This window comes from Nocardia sp. BMG51109 (genome assembly GCF_000526215.1).
Taxonomy (GTDB): domain Bacteria; phylum Actinomycetota; class Actinomycetes; order Mycobacteriales; family Mycobacteriaceae; genus Nocardia.
In genome coordinates this window covers 1,407,598-1,425,809 of sequence record NZ_JAFQ01000004.1, presented here as the reverse complement: position 1 = coordinate 1,425,809, position 18,212 = coordinate 1,407,598, and the positions used below count along the sequence as shown (strand labels likewise).

The window sequence follows — 18,212 nt, the reverse complement described above, 5'->3', positions numbered from 1 at the left end:
CGCCGACGCCCCGGATTCGGGACGACGGGCGGCCCGTCAGGGTGGAAGATCAGGGCTTGGGCTGATCGGGATCGGTCGGGGATTCCGGCGTGGAGTCCGGAGCGGGGGTCGACGGCGGCGGGGTCGCCGGACCCTGGCCGGGGGCCGACTGCCCCTGCTCGGGGACGGCCTTCTTGATCGCGTCGGTGCCCTTCCCGATCTTGTCGGAGTATTTGCCTCCGGTCTTCTCGTCGATGAAACCTCCGGCCTTGTCCACGGCACCGTGGATCTTCTCGGCGTTCTCGGAGGCCGCGTCCTTGCCCTTTCCGACCAATCCCTTGAGTGTGTCCATCAGACTCATCGGTCCTACTCCTTACTCATCGGTCCTTCGGCTGGATCACTTGCGCACATCTTCCCACCACGGGACCTGCGGTGATGCCGCATTCGCATCGATCCGCTGGCCGGGCAGCGGTACCGCGACGGCGGTGCCGGCGGCCCGTGCCGCCGCCACCACCCGTTGTACCGGTTCCGACCAGTCGTGGAAGGCCAGATTGAACGTCGCCCAGTGAATCGGGATCAGCAGCCCGCGCCCCGGATCGCCGACACAGACGTCCGCGTGGGCGCGCACCGCCTCCTCCGGGTTCATGTGGACATCCGGCCAGTGCACGTCGTACGCGCCGATCGGCAGCAGGGTCAGGTCGAACGGGCCCATTGTCGCGCCGATCTCCGCGAACGCCTTGGTATAGCCGGTGTCGCCGCCGAAGTAAACCCGCCGCGCCGGGCCCGCGATCACCCAGGAGGCCCACAGCGTGGTGTTGCGGGTCAGCCCGCGGCCGGAGAAGTGCCGGGCCTCGGTGCAGGTGATGGTGAGCTCACCGTTCCGGGCCCGGCCCAGCTCGGACAGGGAAACCGAAGTGCCCCAATCCAATTCGACGATCCGCTGCTCGGGTACCCGCCACTTGCGCAGGTGCGCGCCGATCCCGATCGGCACGATGAACGGCGCGTCCTGGCTGGTGGTCAGGGCGCGCACGGTATCCCGGTCCAGGTGGTCGTAGTGGTCGTGCGAGATGACGATCGCGTCCACCGGTGGCAGCTGGTCCAGCGGTACCGGGGCCGGATGCAGGCGCGCGGGACCGATCGTCGGCGACGGCGAAACCCGTTCGCTCCATACCGGATCGGTGAGAATCCGGTAGCCGTCGACCTCCACCAGCGCCGAGGCGTGCCCGTACCAGGTGACCGCCAGCTCACCCGGCTCCGGCGGGACATCCGGTGTGGCGAGTGGGATCTCGCCCGGCGGTCGGCCCACACCGTTGCGGGTCAGCGCCGAGAACAGCAGCGACAGGCCCGATCCCGGAGCGAACTGGGTGCTCGGCTCGGTGTTGTGGAACTGCCGGTCGCGGTAGCTCGCCGACCCGGCCGCGCGCGGCGCGATCGACGTCGCCGAGGCGCCCATCGACGCCGGGAGCCCCCAGGCGGCGCGCACCGCCCAGGTGAGTCCGACCGCACCGGCCAGGCCCATGGCGGCCCGACCCAGGATGCCGAAGATCTTCCGCGCCCGCATCAGTGCCCCGCGAACTTCGCCGTGCGCTTCTGCTCCCGGGCCAGCCGCGCCTCGGCGGCGTCGCTGCTGCGCCAGGCGGCCTCGAGGGCGGCGCGCTGCTCGGGAGTGCCGTCGCCGCCGGTGTCGTCGTCGTTCAGCACCAGCTTGAGATGGCGTAGCGACAGCGGGGCCAGTTCCGCGATCGACTTCGCCCAGGCCTGCGCGTCGGCCGGCGTGCCGATCCGGTTGGCGAAGCCGAAAGCGTAGGCGTCCGAGGCGGTTACGGGCTCGGCGCCCATCAGTATCGTGCGCGCCGGGCCGCCCCCGATCAGCGAGACCAGCCGGCGAATCGTCCAGCGGTCCACCGAGATGCCGAGTTTCGCGGCCGGGATCGCGATATACGACTCGGGGCTCATCACCCGCAGGTCCGAGGCCAGCGACAGCTGCACCCCGGCACCCAGCGCGGCGCCGTTGATCGCGGCGATCACCGGCACCGGGGCCGCCTCGATGGTGTGCAGCATCTCCAGCAGCGCGTCGAGGAAGGACTGCGAGTAGACGCCGGACAGGTCGGCTCCCGCGCTGAAGATCGGGTCCTGGCCGGTGAGCACGATGACGCGGGCCTCGGCCGCGGCGGCCGTCACGGCGTCCCGCAGCAGACCCACCAACTCGTCGTTGAGAGCGTTGCGGCGCTCCGGGCGCTGCAGTTCGATGGTGACCACATCGCCATCGCGACTGACTCCGAGCATCTGACCTCCCCGTGCATCCGGTATCGACTACCTTCACTCTATTCGGCGCAAGGTTGCCCGCTCGTACCCGACGCACCCCGCGTAGCGTTGCGGCGGTGACCGCACCCGATTTCGAGATCCTGGTGATCGGCGCCGGCCAGGCCGGGCTGTCGGCCGGTTATCACCTGAAGCGGCTGGGTCTGCGGCCCGAGCGGGACTTTCTCATTATCGATCATGCGCCCGGCCCGGGCGGGGCGTGGCAGTTCCGGTGGCCGTCGCTGACCTTGACCACGGTCAACGGGGTGCACGACCTGCCCGGTATGTCGTTCGCCGAGACGCTGCCGGAGCATTCCGAGACCGCCGAGGCCGTCACCGCGGTTCCGCACTACTTCGAGCTGTACGAGAAGCGATTCGAGCTGCGCGTGCGGCGCCCGGCCTCGGTGCGGGTGGTCTGCGATCGGGCCACCTCCGCCAGCTGCCCGGACCAACAGGTCGACGGGCTACTACATGCCGAAACCGACGGCGGCGCAACGGAATCCGTGCCCAGCGAGGTGCGGGTGCGCGGGCTGATCAACGCGACCGGGACGTGGGACAAGCCGTTCGTCCCCTACTGCCCGGGTGCGGAGACGTTCGCCGGTCGGCAGCTGCATGCGCACGATTTCCGTACCGCCTACGAATTCGCCGGTAAGCACGTGGTGGTGGTCGGTGCCGGGGTGTCCGCGGTGCAGCTGTTGGACGAGATCTCCCAGGTGACGACCACGACCTGGGTGTCCCGGACCGAGCCTCGGTGGCGGGAGGGGCCGTTCACGCCCGACGAGGGCCGGCGCGCGGTGGCGATGGTCGAGGATCGGGTGCGGCGCGGCCTGCCGCCGCGGTCGGTGGTCTCGGTGACCGGACTGCCCGTCGACGACCGCGTTCGGGCCGCTCGCGATCGCGGTGCGCTGGAGTGGCATCCGATGTTCCAGCGCATCGAGCCGGAGGGGGTGCGTTATGCCGACGGCACCTTTCTGCCCGCGCAGGTCATCCTGTGGGCCACCGGCTTTCGCAGTGCCCTCGATCATCTGGCGCCGCTGCGCCTGCGCGGGCCCGGCGGCGGCATCACCATGACCGGCCGCCTGGCCACCCGGGTCGCCGCCGATCCGCGCATCCACCTGCTCGGCTACGGTCCGTCGGCCAGCACCATCGGGGCCAACCGGGCCGGGCGGGCCGCGGCCGTCGAACTCACCACCCACCTCGGCCTGCGCGGCTGATCGGCAGCGGCCTCGCCGTCGTTTTTGCGCGCCTTCCTCCCCGTCTTTCCGGCGTACCTTCCTCCCCGTCGTTCCGGCGCGCTTTCGGCCGGAATCCGCCGGCGCCGGTGAGGGATCCCGGCCGAAAGCATGCCGGGATGACGGGGCGGGGCGTGCCGGGATGACCGAGTGGGAGCGTGCCGGGATGACCGAGTGGGAGCGTGCCGGGATGACCGAATGGGGGCGTGCCGGGATGACGGAGACGGTGACGAGTGCGGTGGGGTGTCAGGCGTTCTCGAGGCCGACGGTGAACACGTCCGGATCGGGGCCGACGCGGGTGGCAGTGTCCAGCGCGCTGATGATCTGCATCTGCTCGAGGGTCAGCTCGAAGGAGAACACGTCGAAGTTCTCCTGGATCCGGGCCGGCTTCACGGACTTCGGGATGACCACGTTGCCCAGTTGCAGGTGCCAGCGGATGATCACCTGGGCCGGGGTGCGGTCGATCTCCCGGGCGATCTGGGTGATGGTCGGATCCTTCAGCTCCGAGCCCTGGCCGAGCGGGCCCCACGCCTCGGTCGCGATGCCGTGCTCGGCGTGGAAGGCGCGCAGTTCGGGCTGGGCCAGGCTGGGATGTAGCTCGACCTGATTGACCGCCGGGGTCTCGCCGGTCTCGCCGATCACACGCTCCAGATGGGAACGCTGGAAGTTGGACACCCCGATGGAGCCGATCCGGCCCTGCGACCGCAGCGCCTGGAACGCCCGGAAGGTATCGACGTACCGGTCCGCCTGTTCGACCGGCCAGTGGATCAGGTACAGATCCAGGTAGTCCAGGCCGAGTCGCTCCATGCTGGCGTCGAAGGCCCGCAGGGTCGAGTCGTAACCCTGGTCGGAATTCCACAGCTTGGTGGTGACGAAGACCTCGTCGCGCGGCAGCCCGGACTCCCGGATGGCCTGCCCGACCTCGGTCTCGTTGCCGTACAGCGTGGCGGTGTCGATGCTGCGGTAACCGGCCTGAAGTGCCGCTGTCACCGCATCGTGCGTTTCGGCTTCCGGCACCAGGTACACACCGAAACCGAGCTTCGGAATCACCTTGCCGTCGTTGAGGATGATCGACGGTACTTGGCTGGTCTCGCTGCGAAAGGTCACATTTCGACGGTAGAAGCGGTTGGCGGACCCGTCAACGAAACTGTCCGAGCGTGTTCGCCGGCTCTTGACAGGGTGTTGTGTTTTTACAACACTTTGTTGTGTGAGCCCAGTGAGAAGGGGGGAAACCCTCCCTATTTACAACCGGATCGCGGTGCTGCGGGCGGAGCACCGGATGAGCCGGGCAGCCCTGGCCGAGACGGTGAACGTGAATGTTCAGACGATCGGCGCGCTCGAGCGCGGCGACCACTATCCGAGCCTGGATCTGGCCCTGCGCATCTGCGAGGTATTCGGGCTTCCCGTCGAGGCGGTGTTCTCGCGCACCGAGTTCACGCCGCTGTCGGCGGAGTTCTATCAGCGCACGAAGGAACGATCATGATGCCTACCGCGAATCTGCTCGACCGTTACCAGGACTATCGGGTCCGGCGCTGGCTGGCGTACGACGAGCGCACCGCCGGAATGCTGCCGGGTTGGCGCAGCCGGGTGCGGCGCCGGGCGCTGGTGATCGCGGTGGCCGCGAGCCTTGTCGTGTTGTTCGCGGTCGGGGTGCTGTGCTCGTTCGATCAGCGCTGGGCGCCGGTGCTGTGCCTGCCGGTCCTGGCGGTGTTCCTCCCAGCGTGGACCGTGCTGCGGATCGTCTCGCAGCGGCAGGACAGCGCGCCGCTGCCGGCGCTCGACGAACTCGAAGTCGCGCAACGGAATACGGCCCGTTCGGTCGGGCTCACTCTGACGCAGTCGCTCGCGATGGTGCCGCTGCTCTATCTGTGCTTCGCGGCCGCGATCTGGCCGGACACGAGCGCGTTTCGCACGGCTTATGCCGGCGGTGTCATGTTGTTGGCGGCACTGCTGGCGGGTGGGTGCGCGCCCGCGATGATCCTCGGGTGGACCCGGCCGGACCCGGACCCGGAACCGTGAGTGTGCGGATCTCAGGTCGGGAGACCCAGGCGGCGGTAGCGGAGTCGGCGCAGTGCCGCGAGTTCGTGTGGGGGCCGAGTCCGCAGCAGATCCAGTTCCTCGGCGACGGTGGCGACCACGCGGCGGGCGAAATCGACGGGTTCGTCTGCGGCGTCGGGGTTTTCGGGGATGATCCGGTCGACGATGCCGTCGGTGCGGAGATCCGGGGAGCGGATGCGCTGGGCGGCGGCGAGTTCCGGGGCGTGGGCGGTGTCGCGGTGGACGATCGCGCTGGCGCCCTCCGGGGGCAGCGGTGCGAGCCAGGAGTGGCGGGCGGCCAGCACCCGGTCGGCGGGGAGCAGCGCGAGGGCGCCGCCGCCGCTGCCCTGTCCGAGCAGCACCGAGATGGTCGGGGTGCCGAGCGTGACGAGATCGGCCAGGCAGCGGGCGATCTCGGGGGCCAGCCCGCGCTCCTCGGCCTCGCGCGACAGCGCCGCGCCGGCCGTGTCGATCACCAGGACCAGCGGCAGCCGCAGTTCCGCCGCCAGTTGCATGCTGCGCCGGGCCTCCCGCAGCGCCGCCGGGCCCATGGTGTTCTCGCCGGTCTGGCCGGCCCGGTCGTGGCCGAACACGATGCACGGCCGGCCCCGCAGCCGGGCCAGTGCGTGCACCACCGTTCGATCCGATTCGCCCTGGCCGGTACCGCTGAGCGGCACCCGGTCGGTAGCGTGCCGCAGCAGCTCCCGGATGCCGGGGCGGTCGGGGCGGCGTGAGATCGTCACGGTTCGCCAAGTCGTCTCCGGGTCCGGAACTGTCTGGGGTACAACGTGTTCCGTGCCAGTCGTGGGTATAGGCGGGCGCACGGTCGGTGGCGTGCCGGAACCCCTGTCCGGTGCTGTGGGCGAATTCGCCGTCGGTGGCGTGGGCAGGTTTGTGGTCGTGCTTGCGCTCGATGGCGTGGGGGCGTTCATGTCCGGTGGTGTCGGTGTGTTCGTGCTCGGTGGCGTAGGCGCGTTCGTAGCAGGAGGCGCGCTCGCGGTCCGTGCTGTGGGGGAATTCGTGGTCAGTGGTGCGGACGTGCTCGTATCCGGTTGTCCGGTCGTCACGTTGAGTACGCGGTGGGCGATGCGGCGGAACACCCGCACCGGAACGACGCCGTCGATCACGCCGCTGCGGTACAGGTTCTCGGCGGTCTGCACGCCCTCGGGGAACGGACGGCCGTACAGCGCCTCGTAGACCCGCGGACCGAGGAAACCGATCAGGGCACCCGGCTCGGCGAAGGTCATGTGCCCCAGCGAACCCCACGACGCGAACACCCCACCCATGGTCGGATCGCGCAGGTAGACAAGGTACGGATGCCCGGCCGCCTTGTGCGCCGCGACCGCGCCCGCGACCTTGACCATCTGCACGAAGGCCACGGTGCCCTCCTGCATCCGGGTGCCGCCGGAGGTGGGTGAGGCCACCATTGGCAGCCCGAGTTCGCTGGCCCGCTCCACGGCCGTCACGATCCGCTCCGCCGCCGCGACCCCGATCGACCCCGCGAGAAAGCCGAATTCGCAGGCGATCACGGCCACCCGCCGCCCCCGCAACAGCCCCTCGCCGGTCAGCACCGATTCGTCGGTTCCGGCCCGCTGCCCGGCCGACCGCAGTTCCGCGCGGTACCTCGCGTCGGCGTCCACCTCGACCGGCGGCCGATCCCAGCCGATGAACGAGCCCACGTCGAGAAGTTCATCGAGCCACTGCCGCGCCGAGGTTCGCACGGGCCGAGCCTAACCACGGGCCGGAGCGGGTTCGGCTACACACGCCCGGTGCGCGGAGGCGGAGGCAGGGCGGGTCGGCCGGAGAGGGCGGGCAATAGGCTGCCGACCTGCGTATTCGAGGCGTTCTGTTCGGCGGCACCGTGCTGGACGTCCGACGTACGACGGCCGCGTCGGCTTGCCGAGTTCGATTCGCCGAGTTCGATCTGTCCGGAGCGTGGCGGCGGGCCCGGAACTCCGGAAGCAGCGAACCGGCTCTGTCGAGCGCACCGACAGCGGAGGCGAGCCGATACGGAGTGGCGTGGTATCTCCCGCGGCGAATCGGCGAGTGTCCGGCTGTTACGGCCGAGATGTCTTGTGTAGGCGTGGTTTCGATACTTCTACCCGCCTTGTCCGCCGAGGAGGTGGGAGGCGGTGTGGTGGTTGTGCCCGGAGTGTTGCCGTGTGGATCCTCCGGTCGGCGCGGCGGGCGGCGTGTCCGTCCGGCAGTGCGGGAACATCGCAGTGCAAGGCGTTGATCTGCGAGTTTGTCGGGGCTAGGGTTGTGGGTCCGATGGTGCGGAGCGGTCGGCGCGGACCCGTAGCCGTGGCCTTCGCGTCGGGTGATGGGACGCGGGAGGTGCGATGGGAGCCGGGGTGCGTTTCGGGGCCTGGTGGTCGGTGCGGGATCGTGGTCCGAGCGTGCGTGGCGGTGCTCGGGACTGGTCGAGTGCGCTCGTTCTGGCGCTCGCGCTGCTCGCGGTGCCGGGGATGCCCGCGGCGCGGGCGGATGTTCCGGTGCCGGACGATGATCCGTTCTATTCCGTGCCCGGCGATCTCGCGGAGCGGCCGAACGGCGCCGTGCTCGGGTCCCGGCCGATCCCGCTGTTCGATCTGCCGATTCCGGTGTCGGCATGGCAGCTGCGTTATCGCACAACGGATTCCGAGGATCGTCCGCTGGTGGATGTCGCGACGGTGATCGTGCCGCCGGTGCCGTCGCCGGGCACGCGCCCGCTGCTGTCGTATCAGGTGCCCGAGGACAGTCTCGCCACGCGGTGCGCGCCCTCGTACGCGCTGCGCGGCGGCCGTGATCCGGGCGTGGTGAACACGATGCTGGACATTCCGTACCTCACGGAGGCGCTGCGGCGGGGGTGGGCCGTCGTGGTCAGCGATTACGAAGGGCCGCAGTCGCGGTTCTTCGACGGCCCGGGTTCGGGTCGCGCTGTGCTGGACGGGATCCGGGCAGCGCGGGCGTTCCCGCCCGCGGGCGTGGCGGACGGTCCGGTCGGGGCCTGGGGATACTCCGGGGGAGCGTTCGCCACGTTGTGGGCGGCCCAGCTGCGCGCCGGCTACGCGCCCGACGTGCGGTTCTCCGGTATCAGCGCGGGCGGTGTCCCGGCCGATATCCCGGCCGTCGCGCAGCGGGTCGACGGCGGCGTGCAGGCCGGGCTGGCGCTGCTGATCGTGATCGCCCTGGCCCGCAACCACCCGGACTCCGGGCTGGCCGAACTGCTGAACGACCGCGGCCGGGAACTGCTCGCCGAGAGCGCAACGGCCTGTGGCCCGGACCTGGTGACCAGGTTCCCCGGCGCGCACGTCGACGACTTCTCGACGGTCCCGAACCTGTTGGCGCATCCGGTCTTTCGCGCCACGGCCGACCGGAACGCACTCGGCGAACCGGCCCCCGACACCCCGCTGTACCTGTACCACGGCAACACCGACGATGTGATCCCGGTGGCGGGTTTCACCGAACTCGTCGGGACCTACTGCGCGCAGGGCGCCACCCTGACGGCAATCCACTCTCCCTTCCCGTCGCACAACGGCGCGGCCATCGGCGAGGCGGCGGGCGGCATGAACTTCCTCTCGGACCGATTCGCGGGATCGTCCCCGGTTCCGGGCTGCCTGGTGCGCTGACCGGAAGATGCTGCGCGGTGTGCTGATCGGAAGGTGCTGTGTGGTGCGCTGATCGGAAGGTGCTGCGCGGTGCGCTGATCGGAAAGTGCTGTGTGGTGCGCTGATCGGAAAGTGCTGCGCGGTGCGTTGACCGGACGATGCCATGTGGTGCGCTTGCTGGGCGATGCTGTGGTGCGTTGGCCGGGCGGTGTTGTGTGGTGCGCCGGTCGGAAGATGCTGCGCGGTAGGGCATCATCCGGGCCGGTCGCTGTTTCCGTCGGGACCGGCCGCTGTTTCGGTCCGGGTGCACCTGCTGGGCGGCCGGGGCCTCGTTGAGCGGATTATGGTGCGCGGCAAGCACTTCGGTATCGCTTGCGGACGATGGCCGCGGCTCGCGGACGCCGAGAGAACCCGCCTGCCGATTCCGGGGGACCGGCCCCGGACGAGGCAGCCGCCCCGTGGCCGATCCACGGGGCGGCTGCGGGGCCGCGGTCAGCGGCCGGTGGTGTCCATCCACTTCGTGGTGCCCGGCGGGGCGGCCAGCGTGCTCATCAGGTCGATACCCGCGACGGCCAGCGTGGGACCGCCGGCGACCAGGGTGCCGACGACACCACCGATGCCCGCCCCGATGATGATCGCGGCCGGATCCAGCACACCGGTGGGAAGTCCGACCACGAATCCGATCGCCGCTCCGATCGCGGTGCCGATGAATCCGCCGATCGCGGTGGCGATGCCGAACTGGGCGGAGAACGCCTCCATGGCGCGCTGATTCTCCTCCGGCGAGGCCACCGGCGTCGCCGGGACGGGGCGGGCCGAGGCCACGTCCTCGACCGCCGTCAGATCCAGTACCCGCCCCTCGGCACGGACCTGGTGCGGCATCGGATATTCCAGCCCGTCCTGCCGGAACGCCAGCGGCAGCGTCACCAGCGTGGCTCCGTCGTCGGAGCGGACCGCGACGGTGCGCTCGTCACCGGATATCTCGAAGAACCCGCCGTGCAGCGTGGTCCGGACCGTATCGCCGACCAGCGTCGCCTCGTATCGCACCGCCTCGTCTCGCACCGCCTCGTCTAGCACCGCGGTAGCCCCGGGCGCGGCATGAACGGTGCCCGCCCCCAAGGCAACGCTCGCGACAACCGGTAGGGCCGCAGCGGTGAACTTGCGCAGATTCATTTGTGGTTGTTCCCATCTCGATCAGGATTTTGCCCGCCGAAAGCCCCCCGGACGCGCGCGATTTTCGTAGACCCCGCTGTTTCACCCCTGCAGCGCACGAGCCGCCGACCGGCTACTCGACATCAGTAACTGTACCTTCACCGAGGTCGGTCGTAGTCCGAAATCGTGCCAGAGAGAAGATATTTCGTCGTACCGCCAGGTTTGCCCTAGGTAAGGAGATCGAGGGCGACCGCGCCGACACAAACCACGACCACCACGGTCAGGGCGATCGCGTCGCGCCGGCCCGGCGCGCTGGGATGGGCGGTGAGCTGCCCGGTGCCGCCGCGCGCGGTGATGGCCTCGCCGAGTTCACCGGCCCGGCGGGTGGCGACCGCCATCGCGGCGGTCAGGATGTCCAGCAGCGGATTGACGGTGGCCCGGCGCAGTGCGGAATCCTTGGGGCGCAACCGGCGGGCGGCCCGCAGGATGCGCATCTCGTCCAGCAGCAGCGGCAGGCCGCGCAGCGTCAACGCCACCACCACGGCCCATTCGTCCACCGGCACCCGCAGCTTGCGCAGCGGCGCGCCCAAGGTCGCCAGGGCCGGGGCGATCTCGCTCATCGGCGTGGTCCAGGCGATCAGGAACGAGGCGGCCACCAGGATCAGCCCGAGGATCACCACCTGCACGTACCGCAGCACGGCCGCGCCGCCGACCGGAACGTTGATCAGCGCACCGGCCGCCAGCAGCCCCCAGAACCACCACGGCAGCCGCGGCAGCGTCCCCAGCGGCAGCCGCGCCAGCACGCCGACCACCACGAGGAACAGCACCGTGATGCCCAGCACCGGCCACGAGGGCAGCACCATCAGCAGCAGGCTGATCAGGAACACCCCGATCATCTTCGTCCCGGCCCACAACCGATGCACCGGGCTGGGCACCGGAACCTCGCGCAGCAGCACGGTGCTCATCGCACACCTCCCGACAGCGCGGTGCTTGTCGCGTGTCCGTGGGATAGCGCGGTGCTTGTCGCGTGTCCGTGGGATAGCGCGGTGCTTGTCGCGTGTCCGTGGGATAGCGCGGTGCTCGTCGTGTAGCCGTTGGATAGCGCGGTGCGCATCGCACAGCCCCTGCTCGCACGGGTGCTCATCGCGCGCCTCCCGATCCGCTCGCTCCGGGGCGTCGCAGGCGCAGGTGCGCCCAGGCCGGTGCGGCGGACTCGGGCGCCTGCGCCGCGCGGTGTTCGTCGGGTGCGATGGTGGCCTCCGGCGCGGCCGCGAGGATATGCCCGGACCGCAGGTGCACTGTGCGGTCGCACACCGCGGTCATGTCCTCGACGTCGTGCGAGATGATGATCAGCGTCAGGCCCGAATCGCGCAGTCGCGCCAGCAGTTCCACCACCTCGGCGCGGCCCTGCGGATCGAGCCCGGCCAGCGGCTCGTCGAAGACCACCACCTGCGGCCGGGCGGCCACGATGGCGGCCAGCACCACGCGCTTGGCCTGGCCGCCGGACAGCGATTCGATCGATCGCGTCGCCACCATGCGGTCCAGTCCGACCGCGTCCAGCGCCCGCCCGACCGCGCCGGAACCGGTGCCGCTGCCGCCCCAGTCCTCGATCTCCGCCCCGACGGTCTGCCGCTGCAATTGCAGCCGGGAATGCTGAAAGGCCAGCTCCACCGCGCCGATTCGGCGGTGCACCGGCGTCGCGCCGCTCGGCTCGAGCAGTTCGCAGGCCCCGGCGGAGGGGACGACCAGGCCGGCCATGATCCAGGCCAGCGTCGACTTGCCCGATCCGTTGCCGCCGACCACGAGCAGCGCCTCGCCGCGCCGCACCGTCAGGTCGACGCCGTGCAGTGCGGTGGCCGACCACGGCGTGCCGCGGTTGTAGGTGTGCCGCACGTCGCGCAGGCGCAGCAGCGGGTCGCCCATCGGGCGCCGGCGCGGATCGTGGACCGGGCGCGGCCAGCTGGGCAGCCGGTCCACCTGCTGCCCGCCGGCCAGATGCACCACCCGGTCGGCGGCCGCCGCATCGGCCTCGTGGTGGGTGACCAGCACGACCGCCATCCCGTGCCGAGCGGGCAGTTCCGTCAGCAGCGCGACGAGTTCGCGGCGGCCGTCCGGATCGATCATCGAGGTGGCCTCGTCGGCGATCAGCAGCGCCGGCTTGCGTGCCAGGGCGGCGGCCACGGCGAGGCGCTGCTGCTGCCCGCCGGACAGGGTGGCCGTCTCCGTGCCGCCCAGGCCGCCGAGGCCGACCTCGCACAGCAGCCCCTCGATGTCGACCTGCTCGGCCAGTTCCTGCGGCAGGCCCCACACCACGTCGTCGGCGACCAGCACGCCCAGCGTCTGGCTCTCCGGCCGCTGTAGCACCAGCGCGGTGCCGCCGAGCAGGCCGAGCCCCGCCGAACCGGGCCGCTCCACCGTGCCGCCGGTGGGCGGGCGGCCGGCGAGTACCCGGGTGAGCGTCGACTTGCCCGAGCCGTTGTGGCCGACCACGGCCACGAATTCGCCGAGCCGCACGGTGAGATCGATCCCGGACAGCGCGTCGGTGCGTGCGCCCGGATACCGGAACGACACCCCCTGCAGCGTCACCGGCAGCGGTGCGACCGGCCGATCGTCCGGCGGCGCGTCCAGCCGGTCGCGGCCGGGCAGCCAGGACAGCCGATCCAGCACCGAGCCCAGCGCGAACCAGGAGAACAGCGCCGTCACGATCACGCCGACCGCCATCCCGGCCCCCACGTACAGCCACCACCAGCGCAGCACCAGATCGGCTAATTCGGCGACGCCCTGACCGAGCGCGTCCAGCCGGGCCCGTTCGGCGATGTCCTGCACACCGCGGGACGCATTGCGGATGTTGTCGAAGAACAGGTTGCGGGTGGTGCCGAACGCCAGCAGCCACACTACCGTCAGCACGGCCCAGGCCAGGCCCGCGAAGATCGAGAGCCCGAGCACCGTGGGCAGCCCGCGGCCGCGCCGCTTGACGGTGCCGATGATGCCGCCGATCGTGGCCGCGCCGAGCACGGCCGCGGCCGACATCAGCCCGGCCGCGACGAAGGTCACCAGCGTCGTTGCCACCGCCGTGGCCACGCTGGCCCGCAGCCGGTAGCGGTGCGCCAGCAGCCCCATCGGCACCGCCGCGACCAGATTCAGCGCGGCCGCGAAGGGAATCACCGAGCCGACGGTCACCAGGCCGACCGTGACGCCGCCCAGGACCGCTCCGGTGGCCAGTTCGATGGGGCGCAGCGAACCGTGCACGGGGGTCGGCCCGGCGAGGGGCGGGGGTGGAGCGGTCACGGATCAAGTCTGCCAGGTCGGGCGGGATGCGGGATCCGTCGTGCGATCCGGGCCGATATCCGCTGCATCACACCGCGGGCATCCGCATCACGCTGGGACCTCTGTGTCGTACCGGCGGGCGGCGGCGTGACGCTGCGGATCTCTGTGTCACCCCCGCGAGCGGCGGCGTCACACTGCGGGTGGCGGCATTGCGACCATCGTTGCGGTGCCCGGCGACCGCACTCAGCGGCCGCAATCGAGGCGTCGCCCCGACATTGTGGCGCTCCTCACATCATGCGTACAGTTCCCTACTGTAGGAGGAGTGCCGGACCGATCTACATATCCGGCCATAATCGGCTCATGGCAACGGTGCAGCACCCCGGCGTTCGCAACTGGGACTTTCCGCGGGGAGCGGCGAGCGTGGCGTTGATGGTCGGTTACGCGCGCGAACACGGCGTATCGACGGCGCAGATGTTGCGCGGTACCGGCCTGTCCGAGGCGGTGCTCGCCGACCCCGACGCGCAGATCGACGCCCATACCGAACTGGCGGTGATCCGCAATCTGGTGCGGGCGCTGGGCGACGATCGCCCGGCTCTCGGCGTCGAGGTGGGCCGCCGCTACCGGATCACCACCTTCGGCATCTTCGGGTTCGCCTGCGTATCCAGTCCCACGCTCGGCGAGGCGATCTCGTTCGCGCTGCGCTTCCTGGAGCTGAGCTTCACCTTCTGCATTCCGGTAATCCATTGGGAGCCGGGGGAATTCGTCGCGGATATCCACGACGAGCTGGTGCCGGCCGATGTGCGGCGCTTCCTGGTGGAACGGGACGTGCTCGCCATGCACCAGGTGATGACGGATCTGATGGGCCGCCCGATGCGGCTGATCCGCGCCGAATTCGACTATCCGGAACCGGAATACGCCGATCAGCTCGCCGACATCATCGGCGTGCGGCCGCGGTTCGGGCGCACGCGGAATCTGTTCTCGCTCGCCCCCGAAATGCTGGAAAAGCCGTTGCCGCAGGCCAACGAGCACACCTGGGCGATGTGCCTGGCACAGTGTCGCGACCTGGTACATCGCCGCCGCGCCCGCACCGGCATCGCCGCCGAGGTGCGGGAACGGCTGATGCCGCACGGCGGGGCGGACGGATTCGCCGCACCACCCGGAATCGACGCCGTGGCCCGCGATCTCAATATGAGCACCCGCACGCTGCGGCGCCACCTGGACGCCGCCGGCACCAGCTACCGCGCCCTGCTGGACGAGGTGCGCCGCGCCCTGGCGGAGGAGATGCTCACCGCCACACCGCTGTCGGTGAGCGACGTGGCCATCCGGCTCGGCTACGCCGAGGCGTCGACATTCATCTACGCCTTCAAGCGCTGGACCGGAACCACGCCGTCGGCGTATCGCCGGGAACGCGCCGAGGTCAACGGCCGGACGGTGCGCAACCGGTAGCGCCGGCCACGCCGATTACGTCGGCTGGATCGCAATCCAGCCGCCCATCGGCACCGTGCGCACGATCGACGTCAGCCGGCGACCGTCGATCGCGTGCAGCACCAGCGACGGGTCGGGTCCGTAGTCGACCGGCACCTGTCCCGGCGAGCCGACCTCCCATTCGGCGCCGATCGAGGACGCCACGCTCGGCGCGACCACCAGCTGCCGCCCGCCGAACAGCGTGGTCGCCATCGCGTGCATATGCCCGGTGAGCACGCCGACGATCCGGTCGTCGCCGGCCACGATGCGTTCCAGGCGCTCCGGATCGGCCAGCCGGATCGGGTCGACCACGGTGCTGTACATGGGCAGTGGCGGATGATGCAGGGCGATCAGCACGGCGCCGTCGGACGGCGACTCGCGCAGCAGATCGGTCAGCCAGGCGTAGGTGTCGTCGGTCAGCTCGCCGCCGCCGGCGCCGGGGACGGTGGAGTCCAGCAGCGCCACCGTCAGCCCGTCCAGCCGCAGGACCCGGTTGATCGGCTCGTAGGAACCCGGCCGGCCCAACAGGATTTCGCGCAGGTTGGCGCGGTCGTCGTGATTGCCCGGCAGGACCCGCACCGGGACATCGGCCAGCAGCGCGGCGCGCGCCTGCTCGTACTCCTCGGCCTTGCCCGATTCGGTGATGTCGCCGGTGACCAGGATCGCGTCGGGCCGGTGCGGCAGATCGGCCAGGTAGGCCATCACCCGTTCGACTCGTTCGGCATTGCGTGCGTGCAGGTCGAAGTGGGTGTCGCTGAGCTGTGCCACCACAATCATCGGCGTTCGCTTTCTCGTGGGGATCGCGCCGTTGCGCCCGAGCGTGCCTGACAAGGCACCCTGTCCAGGTTAAATCGCGGCCTGCTATCGCGTCTGCATGAAACCCGCCACGAAATATAGCCGCGATGCATGGCCGGGGCGGATGTGCGCCTAGATGTCACCGAGTAGTTCGGCCGCCGCGGTGAGGGCGGTCGCACCGACGTTCCAGAAGTCGGCGCCGGGCGGCGCCTCCAGCGCCAGCCGGGCCGGTGCGCGCCAGGAGGCGTCCAGTCGTAGTCGCCAGGAGTGCAGGTGCGTGCGGGGATGGGTGCCGGACCGGTCGAACAGCGGATCGCCGACGAGGGGATGCCCGATCCAGGCCAGATGCACGCGGATCTGATGCCGCCGACCGGTGATCGGCCGGACCGCGAGCACGGTGTACTCCTCGGCGCGCAGCACGGCGGTGAACTCGGTCCGGGACGGATAGTTCTTACCCGCCAACAGCTCTCGCTCGTCGACGCGCCAGGTGTCGCCGTCCCGGGTGATGCTCTCGCGGGGCGCCGCGATCCGCACCCGGTTCTTCCGTCCCACGCTCAGCGGCAGGTCGACGACGCCCCGGTCGGGCAGCCCGGTGGAGGCGGTGATCGCCAGATAGACCTTGTCGGCCGTGCGCTTGGTGAACTGCCGGGTGAGTTCTCCGTGCGCGCCGAGATCCTTGGCCAGCAGCACCAGCCCCGAGGTCACCTTGTCGATGCGATGCACCGGATACAGCGTCTCCCCGTCCCCGGCCGCCAACTCCACGATGTCGGTGTCGTGCCGCTCCCCGGTCACCGCGATCCCGGCGGGCTTGTTCAGCGCGAGAACCGCCGAATCCTCCTCGATCACATACCGTTCCCGCAGCTCGGGCCATCGCATCTCCACGGTCTCACCCTAGGGCGGGTGCGGGCGCCGGTTTCGGACCACCGACCGTCAGGAACGTCGGGCGGCGTCGTCGCAGGAAGCGGTCGCCGATACTTCCTGCGCGGTGCTGCCGGGGTTATCGGGCGGCGGCTTCGAGGTCTTCGAGGGCGGAGTTCAGGTGGCCGATCATGCGGGGGAGCCGGGGGACCGAGCGGCGGCAGGCCACGAGGCCGAAGTCGAGGGTGTCGGCGGTGTTGGTGATCGTGATGTTCATGGCCTGGCCGTCGTACGGGATGGACAGGGGATAGTTGCGGTCCAGGCGGGCGCCACGCAGGTACACCGGCTTGCGGGGGCCGGGCACGTTGGAGACGACCAGGTTGTACGGGACCCGGGGCAGCGCTTGGAAACCCGGTATCAGCGTCGTGACGAGCGGAGACAGCAGCAGGGCCGAGAGCGCTATCGCCTCCGGCCGGGGCAACTGCTGGAACACCTCCTTCGCCCGCCGCACCGAGTCGCCGATCGTGTGCAGCCGCTGCCCGGCGTCGGCGATATCGGTGCCGAGGGTGCACAGCAGTGCCGCGACCATGTTGCCGTCCGAGCCGGAGTCGGTGGGGCTGCGCAGGCTCACCGGGACCATCGCGGTCAACGCCTTGTCCGGCAACGCGTTTCGCTCCATGAGATAGGAACGCAGCGCACCGGCCGACATCGCCAGGATCACGTCGTTGACGGTGCTGCCGGTCGCGCGGCGCACGGCGCGGATCCGTTCCAGCGGCCAGGAGGCCACCGCGACGCTGCGCGCACCGCCGATCGGCACGTTGAGCATCGTGTGCGGCGCCGACAGCGGCAGTTCCAGCTGCCCCCGCGCCAGCGCGCGTGCGGTGATGCCGGCACCGGTGGCCATGTGCGGCACCGTCTTTCGGATCTGTTCCCAGATTCCCGCGGTGGCGTCCGGGTCCCGCTCCGGTCGTTCGATCGTCCACGGCATGCGCAGCCGGGTGTCGTACGGGTCGTCGGTCAGCGCGCGCTGCAGCAGCCGCAGCGCCGACACCCCGTCCATCATGGCGTGATGGACCTTGACGTAGAGGGCGAACCGGCCGTCGGCCAGGCCCTCGATGATCCGGCCCTCCCACAGCGGACGGTGCCGATCGAGCAGAGTCGAATGCAACCGGCCGATGAGATCGAGCAGCTCGGTGCGGCCGCCGGGCGCGGGCAGGGCGCATCGGTGCAGGTGGTAGCCCAGATCGACATTCTCGGCGTGCGACCACGCGACGCTCGAGAACCCGCCGAGGATGCGGCCCGGCCGACGGCGGAAGCGCGCCGGCACGTCGGTCGCCGCCATCGCCTCGTCGTACATCGCGCGGACGAAATCGACGTCGGCATCGTCGGGAGGTTCGAACAGTTGCAGGCCGCCCACGTGCATCGGATGCTCGCGGGATTCGATCGTCAGGAACAGCGCATCGATAGGGTTGAGGAGATCCATCGGGTTCCGCCTATACCGGGTGGGCCACCGGCCCGGTGTGGATACGGTACAGCGTCG

Annotated in this window: 16 protein-coding genes; 5 read left to right on the top strand and 11 right to left on the bottom strand. The window is 70.4% G+C overall.

Going from position 1 to position 18,212, the window contains the following annotated elements; all coding sequences use genetic code 11:
* Positions 1-49: 49 nt before the first annotated feature.
* From D892_RS44425 to D892_RS0107660, 3 genes are read right to left on the bottom strand one after another with little or no spacing between them, the layout of a single operon-like run.
* Positions 50-340, bottom strand: coding sequence for an antitoxin (locus D892_RS44425; protein ID WP_024800681.1), 291 nt, complete (start codon positions 338-340; stop codon positions 50-52).
* Between the two features lie 36 nt (positions 341-376).
* The gene (locus D892_RS0107665; protein ID WP_051499512.1) at positions 377-1,498 is read right to left on the bottom strand and encodes an MBL fold metallo-hydrolase; all 1,122 of its coding nucleotides are present in this window, start codon (positions 1,496-1,498) and stop codon (positions 377-379) included.
* Positions 1,499-1,539: 41 nt separating this feature from the next.
* Positions 1,540-2,265, bottom strand: a complete 726-nt coding sequence (locus tag D892_RS0107660; protein WP_024800679.1) for an enoyl-CoA hydratase — start codon at positions 2,263-2,265, stop codon at positions 1,540-1,542.
* A 95-nt stretch (positions 2,266-2,360) separates the two neighbouring features.
* On the opposite strand from D892_RS0107660, the gene D892_RS0107655 reads away from it, so the two are divergent.
* Positions 2,361-3,494, top strand: coding sequence for an NAD(P)-binding domain-containing protein (locus D892_RS0107655; protein WP_024800678.1), 1,134 nt, complete (start codon positions 2,361-2,363; stop codon positions 3,492-3,494).
* 264 nt (positions 3,495-3,758) lie between these two features.
* Here the strand turns inward: D892_RS0107655 and D892_RS0107650 are convergent, their stop codons facing one another.
* Positions 3,759-4,619 carry an aldo/keto reductase gene (locus tag D892_RS0107650; protein ID WP_024800677.1) on the bottom strand — a complete coding sequence of 287 codons (861 nt, stop codon included), beginning with the start codon at positions 4,617-4,619 and terminating at the stop codon, positions 3,759-3,761.
* A gap of 109 nt (positions 4,620-4,728) precedes the next feature.
* Between D892_RS0107650 and D892_RS0107645 the strand changes: the two genes are divergently transcribed.
* Positions 4,729-4,995: a helix-turn-helix transcriptional regulator gene (locus D892_RS0107645; protein ID WP_036566815.1), complete on the top strand. Its 267-nt coding sequence runs from the start codon at positions 4,729-4,731 to the stop codon at positions 4,993-4,995.
* A complete protein-coding gene (locus D892_RS0107640; protein ID WP_024800675.1) occupies positions 4,995-5,531 on the top strand; it encodes a hypothetical protein in 537 nt (178 codons plus the stop codon). Before D892_RS0107645 ends, D892_RS0107640 begins: the two co-directional genes overlap by 1 nt.
* An 11-nt stretch (positions 5,532-5,542) precedes the next feature.
* Here D892_RS0107640 and D892_RS0107635 read toward each other — a convergent pair whose 3' ends face one another.
* The gene (locus D892_RS0107635; protein ID WP_024800674.1) at positions 5,543-7,270 is read right to left on the bottom strand and encodes a carboxyl transferase domain-containing protein; all 1,728 of its coding nucleotides are present in this window, start codon (positions 7,268-7,270) and stop codon (positions 5,543-5,545) included.
* A 621-nt stretch (positions 7,271-7,891) separates the two neighbouring features.
* On the opposite strand from D892_RS0107635, the gene D892_RS0107630 reads away from it, so the two are divergent.
* Positions 7,892-9,160 carry a lipase family protein gene (locus D892_RS0107630; protein WP_024800673.1) on the top strand — a complete coding sequence of 423 codons (1,269 nt, stop codon included), beginning with the start codon at positions 7,892-7,894 and terminating at the stop codon, positions 9,158-9,160.
* 471 nt (positions 9,161-9,631) lie between these two features.
* Here the strand turns inward: D892_RS0107630 and D892_RS0107625 are convergent, their stop codons facing one another.
* The 3 genes from D892_RS0107625 to D892_RS0107615 all read right to left on the bottom strand — a co-directional run bounded on the left by D892_RS0107625 (position 9,632) and on the right by D892_RS0107615 (position 13,576).
* Positions 9,632-10,309, bottom strand: coding sequence for a hypothetical protein (locus D892_RS0107625; protein ID WP_024800672.1), 678 nt, complete (start codon positions 10,307-10,309; stop codon positions 9,632-9,634).
* A 206-nt stretch (positions 10,310-10,515) separates the two neighbouring features.
* Entirely contained in the window at positions 10,516-11,253 is a 738-nt protein-coding gene (locus D892_RS0107620; RefSeq protein ID WP_024800671.1) for an energy-coupling factor transporter transmembrane protein EcfT, read from the bottom strand.
* A 175-nt stretch (positions 11,254-11,428) separates the two neighbouring features.
* A complete protein-coding gene (locus tag D892_RS0107615; RefSeq protein WP_024800670.1) occupies positions 11,429-13,576 on the bottom strand; it encodes an ABC transporter ATP-binding protein in 2,148 nt (715 codons plus the stop codon).
* 339 nt (positions 13,577-13,915) lie between these two features.
* Here D892_RS0107615 and D892_RS0107610 point away from each other — a divergent pair, with 339 nt between their 5' ends.
* On the top strand, positions 13,916-15,001 hold the full coding sequence (locus D892_RS0107610) for an AraC family transcriptional regulator (protein WP_024800669.1): 1,086 nt from the start codon (positions 13,916-13,918) through the stop codon (positions 14,999-15,001).
* Positions 15,002-15,016: 15 nt separating this feature from the next.
* On the opposite strand, the gene D892_RS0107605 is transcribed toward D892_RS0107610, so the two are convergent.
* The 3 genes from D892_RS0107605 to D892_RS0107595 form a co-directional block, all read right to left on the bottom strand.
* Entirely contained in the window at positions 15,017-15,796 is a 780-nt protein-coding gene (locus D892_RS0107605; RefSeq protein WP_024800668.1) for a metallophosphoesterase, read from the bottom strand.
* Between the two features lie 150 nt (positions 15,797-15,946).
* On the bottom strand, positions 15,947-16,690 hold the full coding sequence (locus tag D892_RS0107600; protein ID WP_036568377.1) for an RluA family pseudouridine synthase: 744 nt from the start codon (positions 16,688-16,690) through the stop codon (positions 15,947-15,949).
* Positions 16,691-16,811: 121 nt separating this feature from the next.
* A complete protein-coding gene (locus D892_RS0107595) occupies positions 16,812-18,155 on the bottom strand; it encodes a wax ester/triacylglycerol synthase family O-acyltransferase (protein ID WP_024800666.1) in 1,344 nt (447 codons plus the stop codon).
* Positions 18,156-18,212: the final 57 nt, after the last annotated feature.

Coding starts and splice junctions, on each gene's coding strand:
- D892_RS0107605 (WP_024800668.1), bottom strand. CDS start 15,796: ATGATTGTGGTGGCACAGCTCAGCGACACCCACTTCGACCTGCACGCA.
- D892_RS44425 (WP_024800681.1), bottom strand. CDS start 340: ATGAGTCTGATGGACACACTCAAGGGATTGGTCGGAAAGGGCAAGGAC.
- D892_RS0107630 (WP_024800673.1), top strand. CDS start 7,892: ATGGGAGCCGGGGTGCGTTTCGGGGCCTGGTGGTCGGTGCGGGATCGT.
- D892_RS0107610 (WP_024800669.1), top strand. CDS start 13,916: ATGGCAACGGTGCAGCACCCCGGCGTTCGCAACTGGGACTTTCCGCGG.
- D892_RS0107620 (WP_024800671.1), bottom strand. CDS start 11,253: ATGAGCACCGTGCTGCTGCGCGAGGTTCCGGTGCCCAGCCCGGTGCAT.
- D892_RS0107640 (WP_024800675.1), top strand. CDS start 4,995: ATGCCTACCGCGAATCTGCTCGACCGTTACCAGGACTATCGGGTCCGG.
- D892_RS0107625 (WP_024800672.1), bottom strand. CDS start 10,309: ATGAATCTGCGCAAGTTCACCGCTGCGGCCCTACCGGTTGTCGCGAGC.
- D892_RS0107595 (WP_024800666.1), bottom strand. CDS start 18,155: ATGGATCTCCTCAACCCTATCGATGCGCTGTTCCTGACGATCGAATCC.
- D892_RS0107665 (WP_051499512.1), bottom strand. CDS start 1,498: ATGGGCCTGGCCGGTGCGGTCGGACTCACCTGGGCGGTGCGCGCCGCC.
- D892_RS0107600 (WP_036568377.1), bottom strand. CDS start 16,690: ATGCGATGGCCCGAGCTGCGGGAACGGTATGTGATCGAGGAGGATTCG.
- D892_RS0107660 (WP_024800679.1), bottom strand. CDS start 2,265: ATGCTCGGAGTCAGTCGCGATGGCGATGTGGTCACCATCGAACTGCAG.